Origin of the sequence: Lewinella sp. IMCC34183 (assembly GCF_003390915.1) — a bacterium.
In the GTDB taxonomy this organism is placed as follows: Bacteria; Bacteroidota; Bacteroidia; order Chitinophagales; family Saprospiraceae; genus Neolewinella.
The window spans coordinates 1,164,018-1,175,975 of record NZ_QMEM01000001.1; the positions used below are offsets into that span (position 1 = coordinate 1,164,018).

General features: G+C 62.1%; 7 protein-coding genes. 4 read left to right on the forward strand and 3 right to left on the reverse strand.

The genetic code is table 11. The annotated features are described in order from the left end of the window. Positions 1-102 precede the first annotated feature (102 nt). Positions 103-3,498: a DUF2126 domain-containing protein gene (locus DQG19_RS04915; protein ID WP_116125070.1), complete on the forward strand. Its 3,396-nt coding sequence runs from the start codon at positions 103-105 to the stop codon at positions 3,496-3,498. Between the two features lie 20 nt (positions 3,499-3,518). Here DQG19_RS04915 and DQG19_RS04920 read toward each other — a convergent pair whose 3' ends face one another. After that, positions 3,519-4,667: an acyltransferase family protein gene (locus DQG19_RS04920; protein WP_116125071.1), complete on the reverse strand. Its 1,149-nt coding sequence runs from the start codon at positions 4,665-4,667 to the stop codon at positions 3,519-3,521. Between the two features lie 73 nt (positions 4,668-4,740). Next, complete coding sequence (gene metG, locus DQG19_RS04925) at positions 4,741-6,891, reverse strand: methionine--tRNA ligase (RefSeq protein ID WP_116125072.1); 2,151 nt, start codon at positions 6,889-6,891, stop codon at positions 4,741-4,743. 334 nt (positions 6,892-7,225) lie between these two features. On the opposite strand from metG, the gene DQG19_RS04930 reads away from it, so the two are divergent. From DQG19_RS04930 to DQG19_RS04940, 3 genes are all read left to right on the forward strand, one after another. Then, entirely contained in the window at positions 7,226-8,230 is a 1,005-nt protein-coding gene (locus tag DQG19_RS04930; RefSeq protein WP_116125073.1) for a T9SS type A sorting domain-containing protein, read from the forward strand. Positions 8,231-8,629: 399 nt separating this feature from the next. Continuing rightward, entirely contained in the window at positions 8,630-9,508 is an 879-nt protein-coding gene (locus DQG19_RS04935; RefSeq protein ID WP_157974320.1) for a T9SS type A sorting domain-containing protein, read from the forward strand. A 372-nt stretch (positions 9,509-9,880) separates the two neighbouring features. After that, entirely contained in the window at positions 9,881-10,873 is a 993-nt protein-coding gene (locus DQG19_RS04940; RefSeq protein WP_116125075.1) for a T9SS type A sorting domain-containing protein, read from the forward strand. A 110-nt stretch (positions 10,874-10,983) separates the two neighbouring features. Here the strand turns inward: DQG19_RS04940 and DQG19_RS04945 are convergent, their stop codons facing one another. Beyond that, on the reverse strand, positions 10,984-11,955 hold the full coding sequence (locus tag DQG19_RS04945) for a DUF4861 family protein (RefSeq protein ID WP_157974321.1): 972 nt from the start codon (positions 11,953-11,955) through the stop codon (positions 10,984-10,986). Positions 11,956-11,958 lie beyond the last annotated feature (3 nt).

Sequence of the window (11,958 nt, forward strand, 5' to 3'; positions counted from 1 at the left end):
TGAGCCGGTATATCCACTACCTTCGGCTGGCGGAGTCACGATTAGTATATTCCACCCGCCCCGCTGGCCCCAGCTTTTTCTACCCCCCCATTACCCACGTCCATGCCCATTCGCGTCGCCCTTCGTCACTACACCCGCTACTCCTACGACCGTCTGGTAAAGCTTTCGCCGCAGGTCATCCGGCTGCGCCCGGCCCCCCATGCCCGCATGAACATTCAGAGCTACAGCCTGGACATCAAGCCCGCGGAGCACTTCATCAACTGGCAGCAGGACCCCTTCGGAAACTACCTGGCGCGGGTGGTCATCCCGGAAAAAACGCGGGAGCTGAGCATCAACGTGGAGGTGATCGTAGACATGGTCACCTTCAATCCCTTCGATTTCTTTTTGGAGGACTACGCAGAGACCTTTCCCTTTTCCTACGACGAGCAACTGTCCCGGGAGCTGGCTCCCTACCTGGAAGTGACGGAATCGGGGCCCCTGCTGGACCGGTGGGTGACCGACTTCGGCGGCGGAGCGCGGGTGCCGGCGGGAGCGGGTGAACCGACGGTTCCCTGGCTCGTAAAACTCAACCAGCGCCTGGCGGAAGATATCCACTACAACGTCCGCATGGAGCCGGGGGTGCAGACCTGCGAAACTACCCTCGGACAGCGCAACGGCTCCTGCCGCGACTCGGCCTGGCTGCTGGTGCAGATCCTGCGCCGCTTCGGGCTGGCGGCCCGCTTCGTTTCGGGGTACCTGGTGCAGCTGACGCCCGACGAGAAGGTGCTCGACGGCCCCAATGGCCCCGAGGCCGACTTTACCGACCTGCACGCCTGGGCGGAAGTATACCTGCCCGGTGCCGGCTGGGTAGGGCTCGACGCCACCAGCGGCCTGTTTGCCGGCGAGGGCCACATCCCGCTCGCCGCTACGCCCGACCCCGCCAGTGCCGCTCCCCTGAGCGGTTTCAGCGAGCCGGCCGAGGTAAGCTTCGATTTTTCCAATACCGTGGAGCGGATCCACGAGACGCCGCGCACCACGCGCCCCTACACCGAAACGCAATTTGAGGAACTTCTTCGCCTGGGGGACCGGATAGACCAGGACCTGGAAGCCGGCGACGTCCGCCTTACCATGGGGGGCGAGCCCACCTTCGTAAGCGAGCAGGATATGGAATCTGAGCAGTGGAACGAGGCCGCGGACGGTACCGAGAAGCGCGCCCTGGCCTACGACCTCACGCGTAAACTCATGGCGGACTTCGCCCCCCAGGGCTTCGTGCACCAGGGGCAGGGCAAGTGGTACCCGGGAGAACCCATTCCCCGGTGGCAGTACGCCATCTACTGGCGCACCGACCAGCAGCCCCTGTGGAAGGACGCCAACCTGCTTGCCGACCCCACCAAAGCGTACGGCGCGGACGCGGACCGGGCCGCGGCCTTCGGTCGCCACCTGGCCGGCGAGCTGGGCTTGTCCGCCGAACACTGCCAACCCGCCTACGAGGACACCTTCTATTTTCTCTGGGAGACCGGCAACCTGCCCGTTAACATCGACCCGCGCCGGATCGACCCCGCCGACAAGCTCGAGCGGAAGACCCTGAACGAGCTGCTCGACGTGGGCCTCGACCGGCCGAAGGGCTACGTGCTCCCCCTCGCCTTCGATCACAACCACGGCCGCTGGCGCAGCAGCCAGTGGCAAATGAAGCGTGAGCACATCTTCCTCCTTCCGGGTAATTCGGGCATGGGCCTCCGGCTGCCCCTCGACCGGCTGCCCCACGAAGTACCCGAGCAGCGCCCGGCCCGCCTGCCCGCCAGTCCGCAGGAAGACCTGCCCGAGTTGCTGGCCTACGGCGAGACGCCGGCGGGTATCGCCCCCGACGCCCCGGAATCCCCCACCGCCGCCGGTGCTGAAAAGACAACCGGCTTCGAACCGGAATTCCGTGTCGCAACCGTCCGTACCGCACTCTGTATCGAGCCACGCGATGGCAAACTATTCGTCTTCTTGCCCCCCCTGGAAAGCACAGAGACTTTTGTAGCCCTGCTGGCCGCCGTGGAGCGTACCGCCCGGGCTACCGACCTGCCCGTGGTCATCGAGGGGTACCAGCCCCCGCCGGATCCCCGCCTGACGAAGCTCGTTGTAGCCCCCGACCCCGGCGTCGTGGAAGTGAACGTTCATCCCGCCACCCGGTGGCGCGACATCGTAGCCAACTACACGACCCTCTTCGACCGGGCCAAGGAAAGCCGGCTCGGCACCAACAAATTCATGCTCGACGGGCGGCACACCGGTACCGGCGGGGGCAACCACATCACCCTCGGCGGCACGACGCCGGCCGACAGTCCCCTGCTCCGCCGGCCCGACCTGCTGCGGAGTTTCGTCAATTTCTGGCAGAACCATCCGGGACTCAGCTACCTGTTCAGTTCCGCTTTCATCGGGCCCACCAGTCAGGCCCCGCGGGTTGACGAGGGGCGCCCCGACCAGCTGTACGAACTGGAGATCGCCTTCGCCCAGCTCGACCGCCACGCGCAACCGACGCCCTGGCTGGTCGACCGGCTCTTTCGCAACCTGCTCATCGACGTGACGGGTAATACCCACCGCGCGGAATTTTGCATCGACAAACTGTACAGCCCCGACAGCGCTACCGGCCGGCTCGGAATCCTGGAAATGCGGGGCTTCGACATGCCGCCACACCGGGAGATGTGCCTGGCTCAACTGCTGCTGATCCGCGCCCTGGCAGCCGCCTTCTGGAAAACCCCCTACCGCCGGCCCCTCGTTCGGTGGGGTACGGCCCTGCACGACCGGTTCCTGCTTCACCACTATGTCCGTGAGGACCTCCGCGAAGTATGCGCCTACCTGCGCGAGGCCGGGTACGACTTCCAACTGGAATGGCTGGAACCCTTCTTTGAGTTTCGGTTTTCGGTCCTGGGTAGCGTCCGGCAGGGTGCCACCGACCTGGAGCTGCGCAGCGCCATCGAACCCTGGCACGTACTGGGTGAGGAACTCGGAAGTATGGGCACGGCCCGCTACGTCGACTCCAGCGTGGAGCGCCTGCAGGTACGGGTGACGAACTTCAACGCCGACCGTTACCGCGTACTCTGCAATCGGACCGAGGTGCCCCTCTCCCCCACCGGGCGGGAGGGCGAGTACATCGCCGGCGTCCGGTACAAAGCCTGGAATCCACCCTCCGCGCTTCACCCCACCGTGGAGCCCGACGTGCCCCTGGTCTTCGACCTCTACGATACCTGGAACGAGCGGAGCATCGGCGGGTGTACTTACCACGTAGCCCACCCCGGCGGGCGGAGCTACGATACCTTCCCCGTCAATGCCCTGGAGGCGGAGAGCCGCCGGGTCAATCGGTTCTGGGAGCACAACCACAGCCCCCGGAAGTCCGAACAGCTGGTAGACCAGCTATCGGACACCGGCGAAACCAAGCGATACGTAGACAGTCGCTACACGCCACCGGCCAAGCTGGAGGTGCGCCGGGCACCGGAGAAGCGGGAATTCGGGCGGACCCTGGACCTGCGCTGGGTCTGACGGATCCCGCGCCGGGGGCATCACCCCGTAAGAATGATGCGCAGGTTGCGGCGCAGGCGGGCGTGGAAGAAATTCGTGCGGGAAAACCAGTCCACCAACCGTACCTGCAGCAGCACGATGACCGTGGAGGCCGCCAGGGTGATGACCAGCTCATAGGCGAGCGGGGCGCTCGATTGGCTAGCCCAACGGATCAGCGGGATGTGCCAGAGGTAGATCCAGATGGAATTCTTGGACGTGAAAAGCACGTACTGACGGATGAAGCCCGGCAGTGCGTTCCAGAGCTGATCACTGCGTAGCCAGAGGAACATGCTCACCAGCAGGGCGTAGGACAGGTAGTAGAAGCCGGCCGGGTACTTGGAAACCTGCGTCGGCAGGAATTCGCCGCGGGGGACACTGTACCAGACGGCCAGCACCAGGAAAGTGAGCAGGAAGAACCGGCCCATGCGCCGGACCATGGCCGGAGAAAGCTGGATCAGCCGCATACCCAGCAGAAAGACCAGGCCGTAGGGAATGACGTAATACAGGTAAGAATCCAGGAATGCGGTACCCACGCTCCCCAGGTACTGCTCGGGAGCCAGCCAGCGGAGCCCCTGATAGAGCGCCAGCCCCACGGCCAGAAAGCCGAACAGGCCGGCGTTGGACGGTAAGCGCAGGTTGATTCGGCGCAGGAGGGGAGCAACCATCGCGACGAGCAGAAATACCCGTACGACCCAAACGTACCCGAAGCCCTGCATAAGCAAGTAGCTCTCCAGGACGGTGTTGGGCTGGAGGATGGCGTGATTGGGATTGTACAGCAGGAACGTCAGGAAATATAGCGTACAGAAGACCCAGACGGGCAGCACCAATCGTCGGAACCGTTTGAACAGATAGTGTCCGTACGGCTCGCCCGGGCGATGTGACAGTTGAAAGGATGCCCCGGAGATCAGGACCATAAGGGGTACGTCGAAGTTCCTGAGCTGGTGCAACAGGTCGGAGGGTGACAGATGGGCTATGACGATCATTACTAGACCGACATAGCGCATCAGGTCAATCTTGTGATTTCTCAATGCGTTGTTCTCTGGCCGAAAGGTCGGCTGTGTGTGTAAGTAAGCGGTGTGTAAAAGCGCGGTGTGTAATGCAAATATAGGCGTTGTCCCGCAAATCTCCAACAAAAAAATATCTGGTAACATGACTTTTGGCCAGAGGTTTTACGATGCCAGTCTTTTTTTTGGCCGATTTGCTTCTGCCGGACGAGTCGTCTCGCTAGCGGACGGTCCAGCCGTTGCCGAAGCCGGCGGGGGCCGAGACGAACTGCAGATTGCCTTCACCGTCCTGCGCCATGAGGATCATGGCTTCGCTGAGGACGCCCGCCATTTTGCGGGGGGCCAGGTTCGTCACCACTACGACCGCCTGTCCGGGCAAGACCTCCGGACTGAAGTGTTTGGCGATTCCGCTGACCACGCTGCGGGTCTGCCCGCCACCGAGGTCGATCGTCAGGTGGAGGAGTTTGTTGGACTTGGCTACCGGCTCGGCCGTAAGGACAGTGGCGGTGCGCAGGTCCAGTTTGGTAAAGTCGTCGAAGGTGATCTCCGGCTTCTGTGGCTCTCCGGTGGCCGTGTCCCCGGCGGCGGCAGGTGACGCTTCCGCCCGCTCCTCCTCGCGGCGGGTAAGGGCCATGCGCATTTTGTCACGTTGCTTCTCGATGATGGCCTGCAGGCGATTGTCCTTGCGGTCGACGATCTTCGGGAACAGGACGCCGGCCGTGCCGATCGCGTGCCCGGCATCCAGAAGTGGTTTACCGGCAGCTAGGCGGTCGCGGGCCTGTGCCCAGTCGCCGTTGTCCACTACCTCCTGCTTTAATACCGTGCGCAGTTTGGCACTGACCAGGGGTACGAAGGGGTGGGCGGTCAGTGCCAGGGCCGCGGCGATCTGCACGCAGTCGTACAGCACCTCGGCAATTCGGGGGTCTTCCGGATCGGCCTTCGCCAGGGACCAGGGAGCCGCGTCCTGCAGATACGTGTTGCCGAAGGTAGCCAGGTCGACAAAGGCCGTGGCGGCGTCCTTGAAGCGAAAGGCTTCGATGTGGGAGCCGATGCGCTCCAGGGCTTCGGTGAGTTGGCCCCGCACCTGCGTCCGCGCCCCGGCGGAAGTCGGAACCGCTCCGTCGAAGTACTTGTGGGTAAGCACCGTGACGCGGTTGAAGAAGTTGCCCAGCTTGTCGGCCAGGTCCTTATCATAGTACTCGGTAAATCCGTCCCAGGTGAAGTCGGCGTCCGATTGCTCGGGCAGGTTGCGGATGAGGGCCCAGCGGAGGGCGTCCTCGCCGTTGGGAAAATCGGCAAACTCCTCGATGTATTCGTGCAGCTCGATGCCCCAGCCGCGGGACTTGGAGAACTTGTCGCCCTCAAAATTGAGGAACTGGTTGGCGGGCACGTTCTTCGGCAGCACGTAGTCGCCGTGGGCCCGCAGCATGGCGGGGAAAATGAGGCAGTGGAAAACGATGTTGTCCTTGCCAATGAAGTGGACCAGCTCGGTGTCGGGATTTTGCCAGTAGTCTTTCCAGTCGCGGCCGTGCTCCAGGCACCACTGGCGGGTGCTCGAGATATATCCGATGGGCGCGTCGAACCAGACGTAGAGCACCTTCCCTTCCGCATCCTCCCGCGGTACGCTGATGCCCCAGTCGAGGTCGCGCGTGATGGCACGGGGCTGCAAGCCCTCGTTGAGCCAGCTCATGCATTGTCCGATCACGTGCTTTTTCCACTTCGCGGGATCGTGTACCTGCTCACCGTCGACGGTGCCCTCCTGGATCCAGGTGCGCAGGAACTGCTCGTGCTTGGCGAGGTCGAAATACCAGTGGGTGGTTTCCCGCAGGACGGGCTTGGCACCACTGAGCGTGGAGACGGGGTCGATGAGCTCGGTGGGGCTCAGGTCCTTGCCGCAGTTTTCGCACTGGTCGCCGTAGGCCGCCTCGTAGCCGCAGTTCGGGCAGGTGCCCTTGACGTAGCGGTCGGCCAGAAACTGGTTAAATTCCGGGTCGAACAGCTGCTGGGTGGTGCGGGTGATGAACTCGTCGCCCTTGCGGTCGAGCGCGCGGAAGAACTCCTGGCTGGTTTCGTGGTGCAGTGGCTCGCTGGTGCGGTGGTAGTAATCGAAACTGATGCCGAGGGCGGCGAAACTGTGCTTGTTAAGGGCGTGGTACTTATCAATGATGTCGCGCGGAGTGATGCCCTCTTTTTTCGCGCGCAGCGTGATAGCCGCTCCGTGCTCGTCGCTACCGCAGACCCAGAGCACGTCCTTACCCATCAGCCGCAGGTAGCGGGCGTAGATGTCGGCGGGCAGGTAGGCGCCGGCGAGGTGACCGAGGTGGAGGGGACCGTTGGCGTAGGGCAGGGCGGAAGTAAGCAGGTGGGGCATGGGCGCAAAGTAAACGGACGGCGGCCAATCGGGGCCCGGGATTGAGTAGTAAGGCCCAAATTCCGCGATTTATTCTTCCGATTAGCCCCGGCGGGAAAAAGTCTTAACAGGATTAATTAGGTCGATCTCCATTCAGACGAATAATCGACAGCTCAATCTATTGTACACACATGTATATGGTTGCCGGCACCTCCCTTTGCCACACGACGGCCGGCGGGGGTGCAGACTTGTCTGATTGACATTACCCTTGTCCCCCCTCCGTTTTCTTTCCATGTTTACTTAGTGACGATTTTACACTAAGCTTTTTATTTTGATTAGACACTAACACAATCTCATGAAAGCCTTCCTCCTTTTCCTGTTTGGAATTCTTTCTACTCTGTCCTTCGCCCGTGGCGTCTGTACCATCACCACTGCCAACGTCAACCGGGACCTCTGCGAAATCTGCGCCACCGATACCGACGGACAGGGAGCGGCGCTGGTCGACGGCGTGTTCACCGGCACCCTGGTGATCGGGCGTGACGTGACGTACCGAATTACATCCAGCTGTCTCTCATCCGTAGTCTTCGCGGACGAGTTCACGCTTCGGACGGTGCAGAAATCACACGTCGAGTTTCTGGCCGACCCACAGGTTGCCGAGGGAACGGTCGTGACCGCGGAACACCTGAAAAACAACCAGATGACCATCAAGGCCTACGGCACGACGTACCAGCCCTACGGCAACAACGGCACGGCCTATCCGGACTTTGCCAACCGGATGATGGCCGGAAGTACGGCCGGCCAGCGTATCGTCGGTAGTCCCGCCGCCGCTACGGCCCTGCCGGTGACCCTGACGGCCTGGAGCGCCACGGCAGCGGCCGGCGGTATTGATCTCTCCTGGAGCACTGCCGGTGAGTTCGGCAGTGCCTACTACGGTATCGAGCGTAGCAGCGACGGAGTGGTGTTTACCGGCCTCACCCGCCTGAATAGTCGGGGAGCCGGCACGAACGCAACTACCTATACGTACCACGACGCGCCGGGCGGAGGCACCCCCCACTACCGCCTGATACAGTTTGACCTTGACGGTACCCGGACGGCGTTTCCCGTTCTGACGGTGCAGCTGTCCGTGGAGGCCACCCTCGCTCCAGCCTACCCCAATCCCGCCCGGGGGGGCTACGCACTCCGGTTTACGGTACCGGCTACCGCCAATACCGCCGAACTCTACCGTATGGACGGCCAACGCATACTCTCCGCACCGGCTACCGGGGGCGAAGCGGGTGTCCTCGAACTCCCCGCCACCCTAGCCCCGGGCACCTACCTACTACGGGTCGGTCAACACATCGAGCGTATCCTCGTGCGGTAAAAGAAATAGCTACACCGGTTAGCACCACATTCAGGTTTACGGGGCCCGCTGCTAGTTGCGGGCCCCGTTTTTTTTGCTCCGCGGTATGAGGCATAAAAAAATCGCCAGCGTCACCGAACCCAGCGCCGCCGCCTTGCGTATAGTAGATGTAGCTCCGGTAGATAATCTGCCGCCGTTTTATGAGCATATTGTTCACGAAACTATTAAACTACTTCAAACCCTTGGCGGCTCCCGCTCCCGGACTTACATTTGCCATACAATAATTCATTGCCTATTGGCCGATGGTTATTGCGTTTTTCACTATGCAACACATGTTCCATGAAATCTTTTGTACTCGCTTTCGCGTGCCTATTGGCATGCGCCCCCTCCCTCCGTGCCCAATCCACCCAATCCCCCTGCGTGATTAACCGCAGCCAGGGACTCTGTGGTTGCGCAGACCAGTTCGATGGCAGCTCCATCACCGGCCCCATTCTCGTCGAGGCCAACGGCAACTTCACCTATACCTTCCCGACCACCTGCGGCGAATCCACCCTTACTCTGGGCGCGATGGACCTCACCATCGGTGCCGGCGACCAGGTAACCGTTCCCCGGGAGATTGAGATCAACGCCGACGCCCAGCAATTCACCCTGCGCGGACTCGACGCCAACTCCAAGTTCAACATCTATAGTTTCCGGTACCAGAACGAACCGGGCAACCTCACCAACAACTTCACCGACGGACAGGCCCAGATCCGCAACGCCGCCTCTGCCCTGCCGGTCACCCTGTACTACTGGGGTGCCGCACCCACCGCGGAAGCCGTGAGCCTGACCTGGGCCTCGATCGAGGAAACCGACAACGACTTCTATGCCGTGGAGTACAGCCGTGACGGTCGCAGCTTCACCGAAGTCGGCCGCGTGGAGGGCAAGGGTAGCTTTACCGGCCTTTCGCACTACTCCTTCACCCACGTCCCCGACGGTGGCGGCACCCATTTTTACCGCCTGACGCAGTACGACTACGACGGGACGAAAGAGAGTTTCGCCGTCCGTAGCGTAGCCTTCGGTGAGGAGCGGGTGTCCGGCCTGTATCCCAACCCCGCCAGCGCCGGTCAGCGGTTGACCTTCGATGCCAACAACGGTGCCCGCGAGGCCACTCTGGTACACATCGACGGCCGCATCGCTGCCACCCTGGCGATCGGCGAGAACGGGAAGAGCCAGTCGCTGGACCTGCCCGCCAACTTACCCGCGGGCATCTACGCCCTGCGAGTCGGCTCCACCACCAGCCGCATCGTGGTGCGGTAACGGCCATCGTGATCGACCAACCCGCCAGCGTCCGGTATGCGAATGTTTCGCATACCGGCCGCTTAGTTTGTGGCCCTTCCCGGGGGACAGCCGTCGCCCGCACGACACTAGGAATTAAAGGCCTGCCGGCACACAATTAATATTCATTGCCCGGCGCGTACACGAATGACCACCCGACGTGGACGGCACACCCGATCCGGGGGACTAACGCCGAGCGGTAACGTAGTGGTAGCCACTTTAGTATTGGTTTAACAATTAATTACCGTAAACACAGTATCTTTGTGCCGTCGACCTTATGTCGATAATGGCCACTCTCCCGTATGGTGTCTATTGACTAGCCTTTTTCACACTACAACCACACAAGCAACTACCATGAAGCAACTATTACTTGCTATTGCATTCCTTTTGGGATGTACGATTTACTCTTACGGACAAAGCTGTACCTACACCATCACCAACTCCGACGCCTTCTGTCGGAGCTCCTGCTCAACCACCTTCGAGGATACCGAGGGTTCGCTCACCGGTACCATTACGGTTGATATCTCCGGCAACGGCAATGTCTTTGCCTTCCCCATCGCCTGCGGTGAGTTCGAACTCTCCGTTGGCGCGCTTACCCTGATCGTGGGCGCGGGAGAGAAGGTCGTCATTTCCCGGGTGGTGGGAGACAACATCGTCGGCATCCAGCCCAACGCCGATGCGGTTAACTTCACACTCATCGGGCTCGGCAACGCCAATGGCATAGGAAGCAACGTCTCGCGCCTCGAATTCCGGGGCATCGAGTACGTACGCGGCGCTGCCCGCAACAACTTCGCTGACGCCCAGGAAGCCATTCGCCAGGCGGCTTCCGCCCTACCCGTCGACCTGTACTACTGGAACGCCCAGCCCGAGCAGGGTACCGCCTCCCTTACCTGGGCCACCACCGCCGAGACCGACAACGATCACTTCGTCATCGAGCACAGCACCGACGGCCGCACCTTCACCGAGCTGGCGACCGTAAAGGGTAAAGGTTCCTACGAGGGAATCACCACGTACAGCTACATCGACGCGGCCCCCGCCACCGGACAGAACCTGTACCGGCTCAGCCAGGTAGACTTCGACGGTACCCGCACCGTCTACGACGTCCGCGGCGTCTCCTTCGGCACGGATGCCCGCTCGGTAGCCTTCCCCAACCCCGCCCGCGCCGGTCAGTACGTTAACTACCAGGTATCCGCCCAGGTCACCGAGGTGACCCTGCACAGCATCACCGGACGCGAAGTTGGCCGCTACCCGGCCGTCGGCGGCCTCACGCTGCCGACCGACCTGCCCGCCGGCATGTACATGCTGCGGGCCGGTCAGTCAACGACGCGGCTGCTGGTGCGTCAGTAGGTCTCTATACGGTACCGTGAACGCAGGGGCGGGCGGCACGAACAATTCGTGCCGCCCGCCCTTACTTTTACCTCACCTCCTACCTGGTAGGTGATCCTAAAGCGTGCGCGCTAGTAGATCGCCCCGGCGAAGGCCTTGCGATCGGCAAAGTCCGGGTTTCCCGGTTCCCAGCCGGCTGTAAAGCGGTAGGTGGTCGGTTCTCCGTTCACCAACCGCAGGCGCAGGTAGTAGGTCGAGCCGATCGGCGTGGCATCGGGGCCGAATTCGCCCTGCCCCAGTACCTCCGCCTCGTCGGCCGTGACGGCCATTCCCAAGGTTTTATCCAATTCCGCCTGCGGCCCGTACGTATACATTACGTACCGGCCGCTGGTCGTTTCGGTATATACCGTATCGCTGTGCAGGTTGACGATGCCGGTGAGTAGTTCCTCATCGCCCCGCAGGCCGGTCAGCGTGACGGACGATTCGTATCCCCAGGTACCGGGCTCGATGCTGATCTCCCACTGGAGGTCCAGGCTGCGACCGGCAACTTCCCACCCCCGGTAATCGAGCAAAAAACGGGATCCCTTGGGCCCTTCCTCCAGGCGGCGGAAGTGCTCCTCACGGGCGTCACCGAGCCGGTACACGCTGTCCCCGATCATCAGGCCGATGCTGCCGGCACCGAGGGAGTTGCCCACCTTCAGGACGTCCATGCCCCAGTCGTTCAGGTTGTGGTAGTTCTGGTCCTTGCCGTCGTCGCGATTGACGCCCACGCCGTCGAGGACCATGTCATGGGTGAGCTTGCCGAAGATGTCGATGCCGTTGCGCTCGTCGAAGTAGAGCCGAAACCCCACGTTCTCGTTTTCCCAGGCCGGCCCCTCCATCTGGTACTTGAAGGGGATCTCCTGACCGAGGTGGTCGGGGTCGCGGGTCACTTCCTCCACTTCCTCCCAGTCGCCGGAGGCCGTGGCCCGGGCCATGCGGATATTGGTGGTGCCGGTGGGGGTATCGCTGTTGGCGGGACGTTCCGGGGCGGTATCCGGTCCGCTACAGGCCACCAGGGCGGATAGGCCCAACAGGGGTATCAGGCGGGGCAGAAAAGGCATAAC